The sequence below is a fragment of the Streptomyces sp. NRRL S-455 genome (genome assembly GCF_000717875.1).
In the GTDB taxonomy this organism is placed as follows: Bacteria; Actinomycetota; Actinomycetes; order Streptomycetales; family Streptomycetaceae; genus Streptomyces.
The window spans coordinates 96733-117640 of the sequence record NZ_JOCT01000024.1 but is presented as its reverse complement, the minus strand read 5'-3'; the positions used below and the strand labels follow the sequence as shown (position 1 = coordinate 117640).

The window sequence follows — 20908 nt, the reverse complement described above, 5'->3', positions numbered from 1 at the left end:
ATGCCGAAATATGGACTTTCTCGGGCATCTCGCACGGAGATGAGACGTCCGCGTTACCTAACAAGTAACTAGAGCAGTCAGCGGCGGGAGATCGCGGCGAGTTCCCGCGCCAGACGCCGCACCGCCGCCGCGGGCGTCTCCCGCCCGGCCATCGCGTCGTGCACGACCGCCTGCACCACCAGGCTGACCTGGTCGTAGCGTGGGCTCTTGGGACGCGGCTCGGCCGCGATCACGCTCTCGCGCAGGGTCGGCAGGTACGGGAACCTGCGGATCAGGGCCGGGTCCCGGTAGAGATCGGCCCGTACGGGCGGCAGCGCGCCGCGGGTGAGGACCTGGCGCTGGACGCGCTCGCTGGTGAGGTACGCGATCAGCCGGGCGGCCGAGTCGGGGTGCCGCGTGTGGGCGCTGACGGCGAGGTTGGAGCCGCCTAGAACGCTGGTGCCCGGCCCGTCCGGTCCCGGCAGAGGTACCGCGCCGACCTTCCCGGCGACCTCTGACCCCGGGGCGGAGGCGCCGACGTAGGCGTACGGCCAGTTCCGCAGGAAGAGCAGCCGGCCGTCCTGGAAGGCCTGCTTGGACTCCTCCTCCTTGTACGTCAGGGCCTCCTTCGGGATCCAGCCCTCGCGCACTCCGCGGGCGAGGAACCCGAGGCCCTCGCGGGCCGCCGCCGAGTCGACGGTGACGCGCTCCCCCTCGTCACCGAGGATCGAACCGCCCGCCGAGTAGACGACCTCGGCCGCGTTGACGGTGAGACCCTCGTACGGCAGGAACTGCCCGGCGTAGCCGTCGAGGCGGTACTTCGGGGCGATGGTCTTCGCGTACCGTTCCAGCTCCGCCCAGGTGCGCGGCGGCCGGACACCCTCCTTCGCGAGGACGTCCTTGCGGTAGAGGAGCAGGCCGGCGTTGGTGACGTACGGGACGGCGTAGAGCTGTCCGTCGTAGGTCGCCGTGTCCACGACCGGCTGGAGGAAGGTCTTCAGCGGGAAGCGGTCACGCGGCAAGGGCCGGATCCAGCCCGCGGCGGCGAACTCCGAGGTCCAGTTGACGTCGATGTTGAGCACGTCGAACCGGCTGCGGTCACCGTCGCGCAGGTCGGTGGCCATCTGTGCCCGGGTCTCGTCGGCCGAGTCGGGCAGCTCGACCAGGGTGACCTTCTCGCCGGGGTGGGTGCGGTTCCAGCCCTCCAGCAGGGGGCCCAGGTAGCCGGTGAGGTCCCCGGCGGTGGCGAGGGTGAGCGGGCCGCGGCCGGATCCCGTAGGCTCACCGGCCTGGGCCCCGGCGGCGACATAGCCGGTCAGGACCACGACGAGAACGAGAAGGCCCCTACCCGCGGCATGGATCCACCGCATAGGTTCCTCCCTGTACACCGGCGACGGGCACCTTTGCCCGGAATCAGAGGCCATGTATACCTGTTAGGTATGGGCGATACTAGGGCCTGGAGCACATTGGACCGGACAGGAGGACTGCACGCGTGCGCCTGCCCCTCCTGGCACTCCTCGCCCGCGGACCCGCCCACGGCTATGAGCTCAAGCAGGACCTTGAGCAACTGCTGGGCTCCGCGTACCCTCAGCCGAATGTCGGCCAGATCTATGTGACCCTCGGCCGCCTCGAGAAGTCGGGACTGATCGAGGGCGAGGACGTGACGCAGTCCAGCCGGCCCAACAAGAAGGTCTACCACCTCACCGAGGCCGGGCGGGAGGCGCTGCGCGTCTGGTTCGAGGAGCCCGAGGACGAGCCGCGGGTCCGGGACGAGTTCTTCATGAAGCTGGCGCTCGCTCCGCAGACCGGGCTCGCCGACCAGATCTCGCTGATCAACAAGCAGCGGCGCCAGTATCTGAACACCATGCGGCAGCTGTCCAGGCTGGCCGGCGCCGAAGACCGCGACAACCGCATCGCCCACCTGCTGATCGAGGGCGCGATGCTGCACCTGCAGGCCGACCTCGACTGGCTGGAACGGTGTCAGGAAGAGCTGGAGGAGCTGGAGTGAGCGACGACCGCCCCACTCCTGTGCTGCGTGCCGAAGGGCTGGTGAAGACGCACCACGGCGAGGGCGCGCCCGCCCACGCGGTGCGCGGGGTCGACCTGTGCGTACGGCCCGGCGAGTTCGTGGCGATCACCGGCCCGTCCGGCGCCGGCAAGTCGACCCTGCTGCATCTGCTCGGCGGGCTCCAGCGGCCGGACGCGGGCAGCATCTGGCTCGACGGCGAGTGCACGGACGGCTACAGCGAGGCCCGCTGGGCTGTGGAACGCCGGAAGCGGATCGGAATCGTCTTCCAGTTCTTCAACCTCGTGTCCAACCTGTCCGTCGCCGACAACGTGGAACTGCCCGCGCTGCTCGCCGGGGCCGCGCCGAAGCGGGCGCGGGCCGAGCGGGAGCAGCTGCTGGCCGAGCTGGGCCTGACGGGCAAGGAACGCAGCATGCCGGGCGAGCTGTCCGGCGGCGAGCAGCAGCGGGTCGCCCTCGCCCGGGCCCTGGTGAACCATCCACCGCTGCTGCTCGCCGACGAACCGGCGGGCAGCCTGGACAGCAAGGGGACCCGCGAGGTGATGCGGCTGCTGTCCCGCTTCCACCAGCGCGGCCAGACGATCCTCCTGGTCACCCACGACGCCCGCCTGGCGAGCGCCGCGGACCGGGTGATCAGCTTCTTCGACGGCCGGATCGCCGACGACGCGGAACTCGACGGCACCACCCCGCCGCGCCGCACCGGCATCTCCGGTGTGCTGGAGCTGAAGGACTGACATGCGCGGGTACGACGATTCCCGGAAGGGCTGAGCCGTATGCGAGCCACCCTGCGCTGGGCCCACTCCGATCTGCGCACGCACCGCGGCGAGGCGCTGTTCCTCGTCCTCGCCACCGCGGGCATCGTCGCGTCACTGCTGCTCGCCACGGCCCTGTTCGGGTACGCCACCAACCCCTGGCAGCGGGTGTTCACGCAGTCGCACGGCGCGCACGTGTGGCTGCACACCGACACCGCGGCCGACACCGGCGAGCTGGCCGAGCTGGACGGTGTCGACTCCGTCGCCGGCCCTTACCCCACCGCCTCCACCACCGTCGCCTCGCGCGGCAGCCGCGCCTCCGTGGAGCTGCGCGGCACTGAGGAACGGCCCGCGGTCGGCCGACCGCCGATCGTCTCCGGGCACTGGCTCGACCCCGCCAACCCGAACGGTGTGGTCCTGGAGAGCCGTCTCGCCCGGGCGCTGCTGGCCGAACCCGGCGACACCCTCACCGTGCCCGGCACCGCCCGGCAACTGACCGTCGTGGGCCTGGCCGACAGCGCCGAGCCGCGCTACCGGCCCGGTGAGCAGCCGGGCCTGGTGTGGGCACTGCCGTCGGCCGTGACGGACCCGGGCGGCCAGGTGATCGGGCTGCGGCTGACCGACCCCGGCGACACCTCCTACGTCGTCCAGCGCGCCGTGACCGTGCTGGGCGCCGGAGCGATCGGCGAGGTGTCCACCTGGCAGCAGGCACAGGCCGAGGCGCAGGGCGACAACCGGCTCCTCGGTCAGGTGCTGGGCCTGTTCGGGCTGGGCGCGCTGGTCGCCGCCGGGCTCGCCGTGCACGGGGCGATCAGCACTCGTATCCGCGGCCACCTGCGCGATCTCTCCGTACTGAAGGCGATCGGCTTCACACCCGGCCAGGTGGTCCGCGTCTTCCTGCTCCAGCACCTCGCCTACGCCCTGCTGGGCGCCGTCGCCGCCGCCGCGCTCGCCGAGGTGCTGGGCAGCCGGATCCCCGGGCGGCTCGGGGACGCGGTCGGCGTGTGGCAGGGACTGCCCGGGCACACCGTCGCGCTGGTCGTGATCCCGGTCGGCGCGGTGCTGTTCATCGGCGCGACCACCGGACTCGCCGCCTGGCGTGCCGGACGGGTGCCGCCGGTCCCGGTGCAGAGGCCCGCCGCGGCGCTGGGCGGACGATGGTCCGGGACGCCCCGCCGGATCCTCGGACGGCGGCCCACGGCGGCGTCGCGGGACGGCCGGCCGGCGAGCGGTCTGCGCCGGCTCGTCGGGCTGCCGCCCGCGGCCCCCCGGACCGGCCGGCTCTCCGGCCCGGCACGCCGCGCGCTCGGCGGCCGGGTCCCGCCCGCGCTGGTGCTGGGCTGGCACAAGGCGTTCACCCGCCGTCCCCGGTCCCTGGCCACCGTCGCCCGTCTCACGCTGCCGCTGCTGCTGATCGTCGTGGCGATGAGCGCCTGGACCACCCTCGACCGCTTCCACAGCGAGCCCGAGCAGATCGGTCTGCCGACCGCGCTCAGCGTCCGCGCCGACGCGGGCCTGAGCGAGCGGCAGACCCGGGCGCTGCTGGAGCGCGACCCGGAGGTGGCCGCCGCCTACCCCGGCGTCGAGACGGCGGCCCTGGTCCCGGGCCAGACGGCGACCATCGCCCTGCGCGGCCTCGGCACCCACCAGGACCCCTACCCGTACACCCTCGCCGAGGGCCGCCCGGCTGGTGGCGCCGACGAGGCGGTGGCGGGGCAGGGGCTGCTCGATCTGCTGGACGTGCGCGTCGGCGACTGGGTGCGGATGACCGTCGGCGACCAGCCTCAGGTCCTGCACATCGTGGGCCGCAGCATCGAGCCGGAGAACGCCGGGCGGGTCATCTCCACGTCCCTGGACACTCTCCGCGCGAACGACCCCGGGCTCCGCCCGACCCTGTACGAGCTGCGCCTTGAGCCGGGCGCCGAGCCCCGGGAGGTGGCCGACCGGCTGGCCGTAGCCGGGCGCGGGCACCTGGACGTGCACACCGTGGCCAACCCGGCCGACGGCCTCTCCCCGCTGCGCGCCGTCGTGGCCGGGCTGATCGCCGTCCTCGCCCTCATCGGGCTCATCGAGTTGCTGACCGCGATCGGCGGCACCGTCCGGGAGAGCGAACGGGATCTGCTGGCGCTGAAGGCCATCGGCCTGTCACCCCGGCAGATCACGGCGATCACGGTCACGGCCACCGGTTGCACGGCGCTGGCGGCGGTCCTCGCCGCCAGCGCCCTGGGCCTGCCCCTCGCCCACTGGCTGATCGACGCCCAGGGCAGAGGGAGTGGCGTCGGCGCGGGAATCGCACAGAGCCCCTCCGCCCTGCTCATGCTGCTGCTCGGAGCGGCGGCGGTGCTCTGTGCGGCGGCGCTCGCCGCCGTGCCCGCGGCCCGGGCCGCACGGCGGCGACTGGCGGACACGCTGAGCGCGGTGGCCTGACCTCGACGAGTTCAGGCGCCACCGCCCGCGTACCCCCCGGCGGTCGTCACTGCGCCCCACTGGTCGAAGGAGTCGATGTTCCACACCGCGCCCTGCACGAACACCTTGTGCTCGTAGAGGGCGACCAGCTGGCCCAGGACGGACGGGGTCAGCTCGGGCGCCAGGATCGTGGTCGTCGGGTGGTCGCCCTTGAACGTCTTGTGCGGCACCAGCTCCTCCGGCACCCCCTCGGCCCGCACCTCCTGGGGCGTCTTGCCGAAGGCGAGCGCCTGCGTCTGGGCGAAGAAGTTGGCCATCAGCAGGTCGTGCTGCGCCTTGAGCTCGTCGCTCATCTCGGCGACCGGCCGGGCGAAGCCGATGAAGTCCGCCGGGATGAGCTTCGTGCCCTGGTGAATGAGCTGGTAGTAGGCGTGCTGCCCGTTGGTGCCCGGCGTGCCCCACACCACCGGCCCGGTCTGCCAGTCCACCTCACGCCCGTCCCGGCCGACGTACTTGCCGTTGGACTCCATGTCGAGCTGCTGGAGATAGGCGGTGAACTTCGACAGGTAGTGGCTGTACGGCAGGACCGCGTGCGACTGGGCGTCGTGGAAGTTGCCGTACCAGATGCCCAGCAGGCCCAACAGGAGAGGCACGTTGGACTCGGCGGGCGCGGTCCGGAAGTGCTCGTCGACGATGCGGAACCCGTCGAGCATCTCCCGGAAGCGGTCCGGGCCGATGGCGATCATCAGGGACAGGCCGATGGCCGAGTCGTACGAGTAGCGGCCGCCGACCCAGTCCCAGAACTCGAACATGTTGGCCGTGTCGATGCCGAATTCGGCGACCTTCTCCGCGTTCGTCGACAGGGCGACGAAGTGCTTGGCGACGGCGGCCTCGTCGCCGAGCGCCTCGAGCAGCCAGCCGCGCGCTGACGTGGCGTTGGTGACCGTCTCGATGGTGGTGAAGGTCTTGGAGGCGACGATGAACAGCGTCTCAGCCGGGTCCAGGTCCCTGACCGCCTCGTGCAGGTCGGAGCCGTCCACGTTCGACACGAAGCGGAACGTCATCGAGCGGTCCGTGTAGGCGCGCAGTACCTCGTACGCCATCGCGGGCCCGAGGTCGGAGCCACCGATACCGATGTTGACGACGTTCCGGATGCGCTTGCCGGTGTGGCCGGTCCACTCACCGGAGCGCACCCGGTCCGCGAAGGCGGCCATCCTGTCGAGCACGGCGTGCACACCCGGTACGACGTTCTCACCGTCGACCTCGATCACCGCGTCCCGGGGCGCCCGAAGGGCGGTGTGCAGCACGGCCCGGTTCTCGGTGGTGTTGATCCTCTCCCCGCGGAACATGGCGTCCCGGAGCCCGAACACGTCCGTGGCTGCGGCCAGTTCGCGCAGCAGCCGCAGGGTGTCGTCGGTGACGAGGTGCTTGGAGTAGTCGACGTACAGGTCACCGACCCGGAGGGTGTACGCGGTGCCGCGGCCGGAGTCGGCGGCGAACAGCTCGCGCAGGTGGACATCGCCCAGTTCCTCGCGGTGCTTGGCCAGTGCCGTCCACTCGGGCGTCTGGTTGAGCCTGGTGCGGCCGTCTGCGTTCATCTCGGACTTCAGCCTTCTTCCTTGCCTGTGCTGCTGCGTAGCTGCCCCGCTGCCGGTCCCAACCTAATGGAGCAGCGGTTGCCGTGGACTGTCGTCGCGCCGTCCTCGGACGCAACAACAGGTACGTCCGGCCGACGCACAGGTATCAGCGCGGTGACGGACAGGGCGAAGAAGGCGGCCGCGAGCAGTGCCGGGGTGTTCTCGCCCCAGGCGGTGGCGACGGCTCCGCCCAGCAGCGCTCCCGCGGGCGCGCCCGCGACGGCGAGCGTCCGGAAGGCGGAGCTGACCCGGCCCAGCAGGGCGGCGGGGCTGCGCTCCTGCATCAGGGTCGTGGTGTTGACGTTCCACACCATCCCCATGAAGCCGAAGACCGTCAGGGCGGCGACCAGCGTGGTCAGGCTGCGCACCGTCCCCACGGCGACGAGCGCCCCGGTCTGCACGATCCCGGCGAGCAGCACCGCGCGCGTCCGCCCGACGCGGTCGACGAGCCGGCGGCCCAGCGCTCCCCCGGCCAGGCTGCCGGCCGTGTACGCGGTCATGGCCGCCGCGTACGCCGCGTGGCCCGCGTCCAGCCAGCCGGTCACCAGGACGACGAGGGTGGCGACGAGAGCACCCATGCCGATGTTGCACAGGGCGGTGGCGGCGCACAGTCCGCGCAGCGCCCGGTCCCGCCCCAGGGCGCGCAGGCCCTCGGCGATCTCACGACGCAGGGTGCTGCCCGCGGGCCGGGGCTCCCGCTCGGGCACCGGTGTGCGGAGTGAGGCCACCAGCGCGGCGGCCACCAGGAAGGTCACGGCGTCGGCGGCGAAGGGCAGGGCGGCCCCGCCCACCAGCAGCAGCGGCACGAGCGGGCCGCCCAGCAGGCCGCCCGCGACGCGCTGCCCGGTCATCAGCCGGGCGTTGGCGCTGCCGAGCGCGTCCCGGTCGACGAGGGCGGGCAGCAGAGCCGTGGCGGCGTTGTCGAAGAGGGTCTGCAGGGTGGTCAGCGCGAAGGCCAGGACGATGAGCAGGCCGATCGAGGCATGACCGAGGGCGACGGCCACCGCGAAGGCGGCGACCAGCAGCCCGCGTAAGGCGTCCACCGTCCACATGGCGCGGCGCTGGTCCACGCGGTCGGCGACGGCCCCGCCGAGCAGTCCGAAGACGATCCAGGGCAGATAGCCGCAGGCCGTGACGGCGGCGACGAGCAGCGGCTCGTCGGTGAGGGTGACGGCCAGCAGGGGCAGCGCGGCCGTACGCAGCGCGTCTCCGAAGCTGGACAGCACGGCGGCGCTCCACAGCCGTCCGAAGCCCCCGCGCCACGCGGGCGCGCGCAGGCCCTTCACCTCGACAGTCGCCACAGTCCCCCCCACGGTTCGCCCGATGCACAAACCGTAGAGGGCACCACTGACAATCGGCCGGCGGCGAGGGCGGGAAAGCAGTTCCGGCCGGGCACCTGCTGGTGCCCGGCCGGTCTCGACTTCTAGATCTCGCCCCGCAGCTTGGCGAGCGCCTCGGCGAGGATCGCCTCGCCGTCCGCGTCGCTGCGCCGCTCCCGCACATAGGCGAGGTGTGTCTTGTAGGGCTCGGTGCGCGGCGGGTCCGGGGGGTTGTCCCGGTCCTGGCCTGCCGGAAAGCCGCAGCGGGGACAGTCCCAGGTTTCGGGCACCTGCGCGTCGCTGGCGAAGCTCGGCTGGGTCTCGTGTCCGTTGGAGCACCAGAAGGAGATGCGCAGCCGCGGCGCGGACTCGCCGCGCTCGGCCTCGCCCATCGGCCCCGCCCCGACCCGGCTTCCCCGGATCGCGTTGCCACTTGCCACGGTCGTAACTCCCTGCGTGATGGTGCCGCGAAGCGAGTCGGCGTTTCGCTTCGCTGCGAGCGCCTCAGTCTACGTAAGGCCCAACGCGCGTCCAGTGATTGGAGTTACAACCCTCACACGTAGACGCAAGCCCCATGATAGGCCGCGCTCAGCTGCGCGTACCGGACATGGGGCCCTACGAACGTCCTGCGTGCGGATTGCCGGTCGATCAGTTGTTCACCTTCATGAGGATGCCGAGCACGACAATGCACGCGAACCACAGCAGACCGACCACGACGGTGATGCGGTCGAGGTTGCGTTCGGCGACCGAGGAGCCGCCGACGGAGGACTGCATGCCGCCACCGAACATGTCGGAGAGGCCGCCGCCCTTCCCCTTGTGCATCAGCACCAGCAGCATCAGCAGCAGGCTGAAGACGATCAGGGCGATCGAGAACCCCAAAACCACGGCTGGACCAACTTCCTCGGATTCGGATGGACGACGCGGGGCCCAGCACAGTGCTGGACCCCGCAAGGGTACGACGAATCGTCGTTACCGCATACTCACTGGTCGCGGAAGCGCACGATCTTGACGAACTCGTCGGCATCCAGCGAGGCACCCCCGACCAGGGCGCCGTCGATGTCGGCCTGCGCCATGATCTCGGCGACGTTGCCGGACTTCACGGAGCCGCCGTACTGGATGCGGACCTTGTCGGCCACGTCCTGCGCGTACAGCTCGGCGAGCTTGCCGCGGATCGCCGCACACACCTCCTGGGCGTCCTCGGCGCCGCAGACCTTGCCCGTGCCGATGGCCCAGACGGGCTCGTAGGCGATCACGATGGTCTCGGCCTGCTCGGCGGAGAGGTCCTTCAGGCCGCCCTCGACCTGGGCGAGGGTGTGGGAGACGTGGTTGCCCGCCTCGCGGACCTCCAGCTCCTCGCCGACGCACAGGATGGGGGTCAGGCCGTGCTTGTAGGCGGCCTTGACCTTGGCGTTCACCAGCTCGTCGGTCTCGCCGTGGTACTGGCGGCGCTCGCTGTGGCCGATGGCGACGTACGTGCACTTCAGCTTGGCCAGCATCGGGCCGGAGATCTCGCCGGTGAAGGCGCCGCCGTCGTGCGCCGAGATGTCCTGGGCGCCGTACTTGATCTTGAGCTTGTCGCCGTCGACCAGGGTCTGCACGGAGCGCAGGTCGGTGAAGGGCGGCAGGACGGCGACCTCGACGGCCTCGTAGTCCTTGTCGGCCAGGGCGAAGGCGAGCTTCTGGACGTGGGCGATGGCCTCGAGGTGGTTGAGGTTCATCTTCCAGTTGCCCGCCATCAGCGGCGTACGCGTGCTCATTGAGGTCAGTCCTCCAGTGCGGCGAGGCCGGGGAGCGTCTTGCCCTCGAGGTATTCGAGGGAGGCGCCGCCACCGGTCGAGATGTGGCCGAATGCGTTCTCGTCGAAGCCCAGGATGCGGACGGCCGCGGCGGAGTCGCCACCACCGACCACCGTGAAGGCCTGGGAGTCGAGGAGAGCCTGGGCGACCGCCTTGGTGCCCTCGGCGAAATCGGGGTGCTCGAAGACGCCCATGGGGCCGTTCCAGAAGACGGTGGCGGCGTCGGCGATCTTCGAAGCGTACAGCTTGCGGGACTCGGGACCGATGTCCAGGCCCATCTGACCGGCCGGCATGGCGTCCGCGGCGACGGTGCTGGGCCGGGCCGGAGCCTTGGTCTTGAGGTCCGGGAACTCGGGCGCGACCACGACGTCCACGGGCAGGACCAGCTCGACGCCGTTCTTCTCGGCGCGCTCGATGTACTCCTGGACGGCCGGGAGCTGGTCCTCCTGGACCAGGGACGTGCCGATCTCGTAGCCCCTGGCCTTGAGGAAGGTGAAGACCATGCCGCCGCCGATGAGCAGGCGGTCGGCCTTGCCGAGCAGCTGGTCGATGACGGCGAGCTTGTCGGACACCTTGGCGCCGCCCAGGACGACGGCGTAGGGCCGCTTGACGTCGTCGGTGAGCTTCCTCAGGACGCCGACCTCGGTGGCGATGAGGTAGCCGGCGTAGTGCGGAAGGCGGGCCGGGAGGTCGAAGACGGAGGCGTGCCTCCGGTGCACGGCACCGAATCCGTCGCCGACGTAGACGTCCGCGAGGGCGGCGAGCTGGTCGGCGAAGGCGCCGCGCTCGGCGTCGTCCTTGCTCGTCTCGCCGGCGTTGAAGCGCAGGTTCTCGACGACCGCGACCTGGCCGTCGGCGAGGGCGGCGACGGTGGCCCGGGCGGACTCGCCGACCGTGTCGGTCGCGAACGCCACCTCGGCGCCGAGGAGTTCACCGAGGCGCGCGGCGGCCGGGGCCAGGGAGAAGGCCGGGTCCGGGGCGCCCTTGGGACGGCCCAGGTGCGAGGCGACGACCACGCGGGCGCCCGCGTCGGCGAGGGCCTTGACGGTGGGCAGCACGGCGCGGATACGGCCGTCGTCGGTGATGGTGGTGCCGTCCAGCGGCACGTTCAGGTCGGCGCGGACGAAGACCCGCTGGCCCGCGACCCCTTCGGAGAGGAGTTCGTCGATCGTCTTCATAAAAGGGGACTCCTGAAAGAGCTCGTGATCGCTCGTAAGCGCTCGTGATCGAACAGCTCTGATCTGTACGCGAGTCAGGGCTCGGGCAGCGCGACCGTGCGCTGCCCGAGCCCTGCTCTCACATCGTGGTGCCTGATCTATTCGATCAGAGCTGGTTGCCGACGAAGACCGTCAGGTCGACGAGACGGTTGGAGTAGCCCCACTCGTTGTCGTACCAGCCGATGACCTTCACGTTCTTGCCCTCCTGAACCATGGTCAGGGAGGAGTCGAAGGTGCAGGACGCCGGGGCGTTGACGATGTCGGAGGAGACGATCGGGTCCTCGGTGTACTCGAGGATGCCCTTCAGCTCGCCCTCCGCGGCCTTCTGGAAGGCGGCGTTGACCTCTTCCTTGGTGACCTCGCGGCCGAGTTCGAGGACCAGGTCGGTGACCGAGCCGGTCGGGACCGGGACGCGCATGGCCATGCCGTCCAGCTTGCCCTTGAGCTGCGGGAGGACCAGCGCGGTTGCCTTGGCGGCACCCGTGGTGGTCGGGATGATGTTCTCCGCGGCGGCACGGGCGCGGCGCAGGTCCTTGTGCGGGAAGTCCAGGATGCGCTGGTCGTTGGTGTAGGCGTGCACCGTCGTCATCAGGCCCTTGACGATGCCGAAGTTCTCGTCGAGGACCTTGGCCATCGGCGCCACACAGTTGGTGGTGCAGGAGGCGTTGGAGATGACGTGGTGGTTCGCCGGGTCGTACTGGTCCTGGTTGACGCCCATCACGATGGTGACGTCCTCGTCCTTGGCCGGAGCCGAGATCAGGACCTTCTTGGCGCCGCCCGCGATGTGCTTCTCGGCGTCGGCCTTCTTGGTGAAGATGCCGGTCGACTCGATGACGATGTCGACGCCCAGCTCGCCCCACGGGATGTCGGCGGGGTTGCGCTCGGCGAGGACCTTGATGGTCTTGTCGCCGACGGTGATGGTGTTCTCGGTGTGCGAGACCTCCTGCTTGAGGCGGCCCAGGATGGTGTCGTACTTCAGCAGGTGAGCGGTGGTCGCGGTGTCACCCAGGTCGTTGACAGCCACGATCTCGATGTCTGCACCCTGCTCCAGCAGCGCGCGGAAGTAGTTACGACCGATGCGGCCGAAGCCGTTGATGCCTACGCGGATCGTCACGAACCGATCTCCTCGTTGGTACGCCGGCCATGAAGAGCCGGCGAGCTCTGTTTGGGATGTCCCCGACCGCCTCCGACCCTACCTCCCTGAGGCCCCGGTGGTGACATCCAGATGCCCCATACACGGCAGGGCGGTCCGTACCGGCCAGTAGGGGTACGGACCGCCCGCCACCGAGAGCGAGATCACTCGATTTCGCTACCCGGCGTGGTGCCTATTGACCGAGAGTTCCCGGTTCACAGGAGGTCACACGTCGAGGGAGGCGAGCGCCTTCCTCATCAGGGCCGCCCGGTCGGCCGCGGTGACGACGTGCTCCAGGCCGAAGCCCAGCAGCACGGTGTCGTCCGTGGTGACCGCGCCGTATGTCTGGAAGAGGGCCCCGGTGCGGGCCCAGTCCTTGACGGCGGCCGGGCTGCCCGCGGGCGGGCCGGCCACCTTCCAGGCACCGAGCGAGGTCTCGAAGCCCTCGGTCTCCTTCGCGGTGCCGCCGATGACGAGCGAGGCCTCGTCGGCGAGGACGCCGTATCCGCCGGTGCCCGGGTCCGTGACATAGCTGATCGAGACCTCGACCGTCCTGCCCGCGTACGCGCTCAGGTCGAAGTTCACCTGCTGCCACCCGGCGGAGGCGCCGGTGAGGCTGTGCCACTGCCCGGTGCTGCCGGTAGCGGCGCAGCCGTCGTCCGACAGGGTCAGGTAGTGCTGCAGCCAGGGGTGCTCACGGAGGTAGAAGCCGCCCTCGCACTCCGTGGGCACGGTGGCCTTGGTGGCGCCGTTCTTCTCGGGCAGGGTGGTCCAGTCGTCGGCGCCCGCGGTGTGGGCCTCGATCAGGACGTTGTCGTAGCCGGGCTCGGTGTCCCACATCAGCTGGGTGCGCAGGGTGGGCTGATCCGCCGCCGTGACACCGGTGAGGTCCACGGTGCGGGTGAGGCGCTTGTAGCCGTCGTCGGTGTGGACGGCGGCGGCCATCGAGGAGCCCGCGTAGGGGCCGTACGGGTTGACCGCCCCGGCGAACTGTCCCGCTCCCCTGCTCGCGAACTGCGGGAACCTGTCGGCGGGCAGTTCGTCGGAGGTGACGTTGTAGCGGCCCGCCTTGTCCAGCGGGTTGCCGGGCGCGTCGGCGAGCGGGCCCGTGAAGCCGCTCAGCTCGCCCGAGCCGGTGAATCCGGTGGCTCCGGCGGCCGTGGTACGGCTGTAGGCGCCCAGATAGTACTGGCTGAAGTCGTTGGACAGGGCACCGCCGCCGAGGTCGACGCTGCCGCCGGCCTGCTCACCGGCCTCGATCAGCCTGCCGCCCTCATTGAGGAAGGCACGCAGCTGCAGCTGGGTGGCGTTGCCCGGGACGCTCGCGCCCGTGTAGTGGACGACGGTGTCGAAGTGGCTCAGCACGCCCAGCGCGTCGGGTGCGCCCCGCTCGGCGACGTCCCAGACGACGGCCTTGCGGCCGTTGGCCCCCAGGGCGTCGACGTACTTCCGCGCCTGCGCGGCGGTCGCGCCCTCCTCGGCGACGACGAGGGCGTTCGCCCGGGGCCGCTCGGCGACGGTGTAGGTGAAGCGGTCGCTGGAGACCTTCTTGCCGTTCCTCGTCTCCGCGGTGAACCACACCTGGACCTTGTCGCCGGGGTCGCCGTCCTTGACCTTCGCCCGGTACTCGTCGAAGTAGAGGTTGTCGTCGCCGCCGTAGGTCTCGCCGCCCTTCCAGGGCTTGAGCGCCATGTCCTCGGTGCGGCCGCCGTTGACGCGGTACTTCAGTTCCTTGTCGCGCAGCGACTTGCGGGCGACGACGGAGACCTCCTGGTCGCCGCCGCGGGCGTAGGACACCGGGAACGCGGCCGGGGTGAAGTCGGCGGCGCTCAGTCCGACCGACGAGGACGGCCGGTCGGGGCGGGAGGCCGACTCGGCGACGGAGAGCGCGAACGGGACGTTCTTCGCGAACTCCTGCTGGATCAGCTTCTCGTCGTCCGGGAAGGTGAAGACCGAGCGGCAGTCGGACGCCTTCCACTCGTCGTTCGGGTCCGCGTCGGAGGCGGTCTGGCAGGTCGACATCTCGGGCGTGAACATCGCCAGGCCGTTGATGTTCGCCGCGTGGCCGTCCGCCTCACCGTTGGTGGTGTACAGCTCGGAGGAGAGCTGCGGGTGGTACCCGGGGATCGCGGAGTTCTCCGGCGTACCGGCGAGCGCCTCGTACAGGACGTCGTCCGGGGTGGGCGTGGCCACCTGCCAGCCCACTCCGTAGAGGAGCAGTTCGGCGGCGGAGTGGTAGTTGATGCCGTACGTGAAGCCGATCCGCTTCTGGAAGGCGTCCAGGGCCTTGGTCTCGGGCTCGGAGACCGGGCCCGGGCCCCGGTAGGTCTCGCTGGTGGGGTTGGGTGACGAACCCTCGTCGTCGTAGCCCCACTTGTAGGCGAAGTTGCGGTTGAGGTCGACGCCGTCGCCCGTGCTGATGACTCCGTCGCCGTTCATGTCGCGCAGGTTCTTGCGCCACATGCGGTTGGCGGCACCGGCATGGGTGTGGTCGTAGCCGTCGGGGTTGGCCGAGATGAGGAACCACAGCTCGGTGGAGTCGACGATCTTCTTGACGCGCCGGTCCTTCTTGTAGTTGTCCAGGTAGTGGTGCATCAGGCGCCGGGTCATCTCCGGCGTGATCCACTCGCGCGCGTGCTGGTTGGACATGTAGAGGACGGAAGGCCTGGAGCCGTCCTTGGTCCTCTTGGCGCCCTTGGTGAGCTTCAGCGCGAGGATGTCCTGGCCTTTGACCGTCTTGCCGATGGAGACGACCTTGGTGAGACCCGGGTTCTCCTGCGCAGCCTGGAGGATCTCCTCCTTGAGGCCGCCCTTGCCGCTGTACGGGCGGAACACGCCCTCGGCGGCCTCCCCGACGCGGTCCTTCGCCCTGGCGGAGAGATTGTGCTCGGTGAGCTCGACGCCCTGCTGTTCCAGCTTCCGCGCCTGCTGGTCGGTCAGATAGACCTCGACGGTGGCGGTGCCCTTCGCGGGCACCCGCTCGCTGAGTTCGTGGCCGTCCTGGCCGGCGGCGAGCAGCAGGGGTACCTGCTGACGGGTCACGTCGGCGCGGAAGACCTTGACTTCGTCCGGATCGGACGAGGCCGCGCTGTCCGGTTGTGCCTGGGCGATGGGTGCGATGCTCGCTCCGCCGATCAGGAGCGCGCCGACAGCGAGGATCGATCTCGCTCTTCGTCTCATGAACCCCCCTAGCGTGGGTCCGCCACAGCAGCGAACAGATGCCAGGCTCATGACAGTCCATGATCGAGTCAAGAGTGCCCGGGCGACACGCGAAAGCCGGTGCCGGTCACCCAAGTGGACGCCGGCCCCGGCTTTGTGACGGACTGTCGGATCAGCCCACGAGATTGTCGGCGAGCTCGTCCTCGGCGAGGTTGGCCTCCGTGCCCGGGATGCCGAGGTCCGAGGCGCGCTTGTCGGCCATGGCCAGCAGACGGCGGATGCGGCCGGCGACGGCGTCCTTGGTCAGCGGCGGGTCGGCGAGCGCGCCGAGCTCCTCCAGGGACGCCTGCTTGTGCTCCATGCGCAGCCGGCCGGCCGCGGCGAGGTGCTCGGGCACGTCCTCCCCGAGGATCTCCAGGGCGCGCTGGACGCGGGCACCGGCGGCGACGGCCGCGCGGGCCGAGCGGCGCAGGTTGGCGTCGTCGAAGTTGGCGAGGCGGTTGGCGGTGGCGCGGACCTCGCGGCGCATCCGCCGCTCCTCCCAGGCCAGCACGGAGTCGTGGGCACCGAGCCGGGTCAGCAGAGCGCCGATCGCGTCACCGTCGCGGACCACCACCCGGTCCACGCCGCGCACCTCGCGGGCCTTCGCGGGGATCGACAACCGGCGGGCGGCGCCGACCAGGGCGAGCGCGGCCTCGGGGCCGGGGCAGGTCACTTCCAGCGAACAGGAGCGGCCGGGCTCGGTGAGCGAGCCGTGCGCCAGGAACGCGCCTCGCCAGGCCGCCTCGGCGTCGCAGGTGGCCCCCGAGACCACCTGCGGGGGCAGGCCGCGGATCGGGCGGCCCCGGCCGTCGACCAGGCCGGTCTGGCGGGCCAGCTGGTCACCGCCCGCGACCACCCGTACGACGTAACGCGAGCCGCGGCGCAGCCCGCCCGGCGCCATCACGATCAGCTCGGAGCTGTGGCCGAAGATCTCCAGGATGTCCCGCTTGAGCCGGCGGGCCGCCGCGGAGGTGTCCAGCTCCGCCTCGATCACGATGCGCCCGCTGACCAGGTGGAGGCCGCCGGCGAACCGCAGCACGGCCGAGACCTCGGCCTTTCTGCAGCAGGTCCGGGTGACGGGAAGCCGGGCAATCTCGTCCTTCACCGCTGCCGTCATCGCCATGGGCCGATCCTTCCATGCATCCGAAAAATACGGTCGTACGCGGCGGCCAGCAGCTCCGGGTCGTGCCTCGGGGTTCCGTCGGTCCGGGCCACCGGAGCCAGCTCGACCGCGGCGCCGAACCGCTTGGCGGCGTCGGTCAGGGAGTCCCGGTCGGGCACGGCGGCCTCGTCGGCCAGCACCACGTCCAGGGCGAGTTTAGGGGCGTGTCGTCCCAAAACCTCCAAATGACGCTGCGGGGAGAAGCCCTCGGTTTCTCCGGGCTGCGGGGCGAGGTTCAGCGAGAGTACCCGGCGGGCCTTGGTCTGCGTGAGCGCGTCCAGCAGCTCCGGCACCAGCAGGTGCGGGATGACCGAGGAGAACCAGGACCCGGGGCCGAGCACCACCCAGTCCGCGTCCAGGACGGCCTCGACCGCCTCGGGCACGGCGGGCGGGTCGTTCGGCACGAGGTGCACGGACTGCACCTCGCCCGGGGTGAGGGCGACGGTGGCCTGGCCGCGGACCGTGTCGATCTCGTCCGGCCGGGCCGGGTCGTGGCCCTTGACCAGGGCCTGCAGCTCCAGCGGAACGGCGGACATGGGCAGCACCCGGCCCTGGGCGCCCAGCAGCCGCCCGACCAGGTCGAGGGCCTGGACGTGGTCGCCGAGCTGCTCCCACAGGGCGACGATCAGCAGGTTGCCGACCGCGTGCTCGTGCAGGTCGCCCTGGGACTGGAAGCGGTGCTGGATGACCCGGGCCCAGGTCTGGCCCCAGTCGTCGTCGCCGCACAGCGCGGCCAGCGCCTTGCGCAGGTCACCGGGCGGCAGTACGCCCAGTTCGTCACGCAGCCGCCCGCTGGAGCCGCCGTCGTCGGCCACGGTGACGACGGCGGTGAGGGCGCCGGTGATGCGGCGCAGCGCGGCGAGCGAGGCGGACAGGCCCATGCCGCCGCCGAGGGCGACGACCTTGGGCTGGGCGCCCCGGCGGCGCGGTCTGCCACCCCGGGCCTCGGCAGGCCGGCCACTCCTTCCGTCGGTGCTGCCCTCGGGCACCGCCCGGCGCAGCCGGCTCAGCCGCGGAGCACGTCGTGTCATTCCCGTCCCATGTCCCGGTGGACGACCACCGTCTCCACGCCCTCGGCCGCGAGCCGGGCCGCGAGCTTCTCCGACATGGCGACCGAGCGGTGCTTGCCGCCCGTGCAGCCCACGGCGATGGTCACGTAGCGCTTGCCCTCGCGGCGGTAGCCGGTGGCGACGAGCTGGAGGAGCTCGGTGTACCGGTCGAGGAACTCCTTGGCGCCGGGCTGGTTGAAGACATAGCCCGAGACCTCCTCGTTGAGGCCCGTGTACGGGCGCAGCTCCGGGACCCAGTGCGGGTTCGGCAGGAAGCGGCAGTCGACGACCAGGTCGGCGTCGACCGGCAGACCGTACTTGTAGCCGAAGGACATGACCGTCGCCCGTAGCTCGGGCTCCTCCTCGCCGGCGAACTGGGCGTCCATCTTGGCGCGCAGCTCGTGCACGTTCAGGCTGGAGGTGTCGATCACCAGGTCGGCGTCGCCGCGCAGCTCGCGCAGGAGCTGTCGCTCGGCGGCGATGCCGTCGACGATGCGGCCGTCGCCCTGCAGGGGGTGCGGGCGGCGCACCGACTCGAAGCGGCGCACCAAGGCATCGTCGGAGGACTCCAGGAAGACGATCCGCCGGGTGACGTTCTTCGTGTCCAGATCGGCGAGGGACTCGCGGAGGTTGTCGAAGAAGCGGCGGCCGCGGACGTCGACGACGACGGCGATCCGGGCCACGTTGCCCTGGGAGCGGGCGCCGAGCTCCACCATGGTGGGGATCAGCGCGGGCGGCAGGTTGTCCACGACGAACCAGCCGAGGTCCTCCAGGCATTTCGCGGCCGTCGAGCGGCCGGCCCCGGACATGCCGGAGATGATCACCAGCTCGGGGATGGCCGCGTCCGGGACCTGGGCCTTGTCATTGGGTGTGCCCGTACTCACCTGTGCTCCGTCTCCGGCTTGCTCTGTGCGACCGTCGTGCTCGTTCACGTTCATGTCTCCTGCCCCCGTCGCTCGTCCGGGGCACCCGTCCGCACGGGTTCCCCACTGGAACCCATGGTGCCTGGCTCCTCTTCCATGATCTCCCCAGTCGCCGTGTTGACGGCGGGTGCGGCCGGGGCCGCCTGGGCGAGGGCCGCCGCGATGGTCTCGGCGGTCTTGCGGCCTATGCCGGGGACCTCGCAGATCTGGTCGATGGTGGCGGATCGCAGTTTCTTCAGGGAACCGAAGTGTTTCAGGAGTGCCTGCCTGCGGGTGTCCCCGAGCCCCGGGACATCGTCCAGCGGGCTGGACCTGAAGCGCTTGGACCGCTTGGCGCGCTGGTAGGTGATCGCGAAGCGGTGGGCCTCGTCACGGACCCGCTGGAGCAGGTACAGACCCTCGCTGGTACGGGGCAGGACCACCGGGTCGTCGTCGCCGGGCAGCCAGACCTCCTCCAGGCGCTTGGCGAGGCCGCACACGGCGATGTCGTCGATGCCCAGGTCGTCCAGGGCGCGCTGGGCGGCCGCGACCTGCGGGGCGCCGCCGTCGACGACCACGAGCTGGGGCGGGTAGGCGAACTTCTTGGGGCGGCCGTCGTCCTCGGTCAGGGTGTTGGTACTGGTGAGCTCGCCGTTACCGGCGTTGTCCGCGTCCTCGCCGTCCGTCCACTCGCCCGTCTTCTCCTTCTCGGCGAGGTAGCGCCGGAAGCGGCGGGTGATCACCTCGTGCATGGAGCGGACGTCGTCCTGCCCCGCGAAACCCTTGATCTGGAAGCGGCGGTACTCGCTCTTGCGGGCCAGGCCGTCCTCGAAGACGACCATGGAGGCCACGACGTCGTCGCCCTGGAGGTGGGAGATGTCGTAGCACTCGATCCTGAGCGGGGCGCTGTCCAGGTCCAGGGCGTCGGCGATCTCCTCCAGGGCGCGCGAGCGCGTGGTCAGGTCGGAGGCCCGCTTGGTCTTGTGCAGGACGAGCGCCTGCTGGGCGTTGCGCTGCACCGTCTCCATGAGGGCCTTCTTGTCGCCGCGCTGCGGGACGCGCAGGGAGACGCCCGAGCCGCGGCGCCCGGCGAGCCACTCCTGGACGGGCTCCACCGGGTCGGGCAGGGCCGGGACCAGGACCTCCTTGGGGACGGCGTCGCCCGTCTCCTCGCCGTACAGCTGCTGGAGCGCATGCTCCACGAGGGCTCCGGTGGTGATCTCCTCCACCTTGTCCGTGACCCAGCCGCGCTGGCCGCGGACGCGTCCGCCCCGCACGTGGAAGATCTGGACGGCCGCCTCCAGCTCGTCCTCGGCGACCGCGATCAGGTCGGCGTCGGTCGCGTCGGCGAGCACGACCGCGTTCTTCTCCATGGCCTTCTTCAGGGCCTCTATGTCGTCGCGCAGCCGGGCCGCCCGCTCGTACTCCATCTCCTCGGCCGCCTCGCCCATCTGCCGCTCCAGGCGGCGGATGTACGTGTTCGTCCGGCCGGTCATGAAGTCACAGAACTCTTCGGCCAGTTCCCGGTGCTCCTCGGCGGAGACGCGGTCCACGCAGGGGGCCGAGCACTTGCCGATGTAGCCGAGGAGGCAGGGGCGGCCGGTGCGGGCGGCGTTCTTGAAGACGCCGGCCGAGCAGGTGCGCACCGGGAAGACACGGAGCAGCAGGTCGACGGTGTCGCGGATCGCCCACGCGTGCGCGTAGGGACCGAAGTACCGGACGCCCTTCTTCTTGTGACCGCGCATCACCTGCACGCGCGGGTACTCCTCGCTCATCGTCACGGCGAGGTACGGGTAGCTCTTGTCGTCGCGGTACTTGACGTTGAACCGGGGGTCGTACTCCTTGATCCAGGAGTACTCCAGCTGGAGCGCCTCGACCTCCGTGGACACCACCGTCCACTCCACGGACGCGGCCGTGGTGACCATGGAGCGGGTGCGCGGGTGCAGGCCCGCCAGGTCCTGGAAGTAGTTCGCCAGGCGCTGGCGCAGGCTTTTCGCCTTTCCGACGTAGATCACCCGGCGGTGCTCGTCACGGAACCGGTAGACCCCCGGCGAGTCGGGGATCTCACCCGGTTTGGGGCGGTAGCTGGAGGGGTCGGCCATGTCTCACACCCTACTGGCGAGCACCGACAGTCCGACGAGCCGACGGGCGCGATCACCGGCCCTGCGGGAGGCAGTTTCCAACGGCATGTCCCGCCCCGGGGATTACGGCACGCCGGTAGCGGGAATGGGGCTCACCCACGGGACACGGCGACGTCCGGCGGGCGGAGTCCGTGCCGGTGCAGGCACAGATTGTCGGTGCGGACCGGCCGCCTCCTACGCGGAGCGGGC

General features: G+C 70.9%; 15 protein-coding genes and 1 pseudogene. 3 read left to right on the top strand and 13 right to left on the bottom strand.

The window, feature by feature from the left end; genetic code table 11:
• Positions 1–77: 77 nt before the first annotated feature.
• Positions 78–1349 (bottom strand): ABC transporter substrate-binding protein, encoded by a 1272-nt coding sequence (locus IE97_RS0128935; protein WP_030246805.1) that lies wholly within the window; start codon positions 1347–1349, stop codon positions 78–80.
• Positions 1350–1471: 122 nt separating this feature from the next.
• On the opposite strand from IE97_RS0128935, the gene IE97_RS0128930 reads away from it, so the two are divergent.
• Genes IE97_RS0128930 through IE97_RS0128920 form a run of 3 tightly spaced genes read left to right on the top strand, consistent with a single transcriptional unit; the run spans position 1472 to position 5184 of the window.
• Positions 1472–1987, top strand: a complete 516-nt coding sequence (locus IE97_RS0128930) for a PadR family transcriptional regulator (RefSeq protein ID WP_030246803.1) — start codon at positions 1472–1474, stop codon at positions 1985–1987.
• Positions 1984–2739 (top strand): ABC transporter ATP-binding protein, encoded by a 756-nt coding sequence (locus IE97_RS0128925; protein ID WP_030246800.1) that lies wholly within the window; start codon positions 1984–1986, stop codon positions 2737–2739. Before IE97_RS0128930 ends, IE97_RS0128925 begins: the two co-directional genes overlap by 4 nt.
• A 39-nt stretch (positions 2740–2778) precedes the next feature.
• On the top strand, positions 2779–5184 hold the full coding sequence (locus IE97_RS0128920) for an FtsX-like permease family protein (RefSeq protein ID WP_030246798.1): 2406 nt from the start codon (positions 2779–2781) through the stop codon (positions 5182–5184).
• A 53-nt stretch (positions 5185–5237) separates the two neighbouring features.
• Here the strand turns inward: IE97_RS0128920 and pgi are convergent.
• The 12 genes and pseudogenes from pgi to uvrC all read right to left on the bottom strand — a co-directional run.
• Positions 5238–6761 (bottom strand): annotated as a pseudogene (gene pgi / locus IE97_RS0128915) (glucose-6-phosphate isomerase); the annotation flags it as partial.
• Between the two features lie 8 nt (positions 6762–6769).
• A complete protein-coding gene (locus tag IE97_RS0128910; protein ID WP_078603423.1) occupies positions 6770–8101 on the bottom strand; it encodes an MFS transporter in 1332 nt (443 codons plus the stop codon).
• 122 nt (positions 8102–8223) lie between these two features.
• Positions 8224–8559 carry an RNA polymerase-binding protein RbpA gene (locus IE97_RS0128905; RefSeq protein ID WP_003976875.1) on the bottom strand — a complete coding sequence of 112 codons (336 nt, stop codon included), beginning with the start codon at positions 8557–8559 and terminating at the stop codon, positions 8224–8226.
• A 208-nt stretch (positions 8560–8767) separates the two neighbouring features.
• Complete coding sequence (secG, locus tag IE97_RS0128900; RefSeq protein ID WP_009300451.1) at positions 8768–8998, bottom strand: preprotein translocase subunit SecG; 231 nt, start codon at positions 8996–8998, stop codon at positions 8768–8770.
• 101 nt (positions 8999–9099) lie between these two features.
• Positions 9100–9876: a triose-phosphate isomerase gene (tpiA, locus tag IE97_RS0128895; protein ID WP_030246791.1), complete on the bottom strand. Its 777-nt coding sequence runs from the start codon at positions 9874–9876 to the stop codon at positions 9100–9102.
• A 5-nt stretch (positions 9877–9881) separates the two neighbouring features.
• A complete protein-coding gene (locus IE97_RS0128890) occupies positions 9882–11093 on the bottom strand; it encodes a phosphoglycerate kinase (RefSeq protein WP_030246788.1) in 1212 nt (403 codons plus the stop codon).
• Positions 11094–11238: 145 nt separating this feature from the next.
• Positions 11239–12246: a type I glyceraldehyde-3-phosphate dehydrogenase gene (gene gap / locus IE97_RS0128885; RefSeq protein ID WP_030246786.1), complete on the bottom strand. Its 1008-nt coding sequence runs from the start codon at positions 12244–12246 to the stop codon at positions 11239–11241.
• 243 nt (positions 12247–12489) lie between these two features.
• A complete protein-coding gene (locus tag IE97_RS0128880) occupies positions 12490–15444 on the bottom strand; it encodes a M14 family metallopeptidase (protein WP_030246784.1) in 2955 nt (984 codons plus the stop codon).
• Between the two features lie 151 nt (positions 15445–15595).
• Positions 15596–16588 carry a DNA-binding protein WhiA gene (whiA, locus tag IE97_RS0128875; RefSeq protein WP_030246780.1) on the bottom strand — a complete coding sequence of 331 codons (993 nt, stop codon included), beginning with the start codon at positions 16586–16588 and terminating at the stop codon, positions 15596–15598.
• Positions 16579–17658: a gluconeogenesis factor YvcK family protein gene (locus tag IE97_RS0128870; RefSeq protein ID WP_030246773.1), complete on the bottom strand. Its 1080-nt coding sequence runs from the start codon at positions 17656–17658 to the stop codon at positions 16579–16581. The genes whiA and IE97_RS0128870 overlap by 10 nt, the downstream gene beginning before the upstream one ends.
• Complete coding sequence (gene rapZ / locus IE97_RS0128865) at positions 17655–18614, bottom strand: RNase adapter RapZ (protein ID WP_030246769.1); 960 nt, start codon at positions 18612–18614, stop codon at positions 17655–17657. The genes IE97_RS0128870 and rapZ overlap by 4 nt, the downstream gene beginning before the upstream one ends.
• On the bottom strand, positions 18611–20680 hold the full coding sequence (gene uvrC / locus IE97_RS0128860) for an excinuclease ABC subunit UvrC (RefSeq protein WP_030246764.1): 2070 nt from the start codon (positions 20678–20680) through the stop codon (positions 18611–18613). Before uvrC ends, rapZ begins: the two co-directional genes overlap by 4 nt.
• Positions 20681–20908 lie beyond the last annotated feature (228 nt).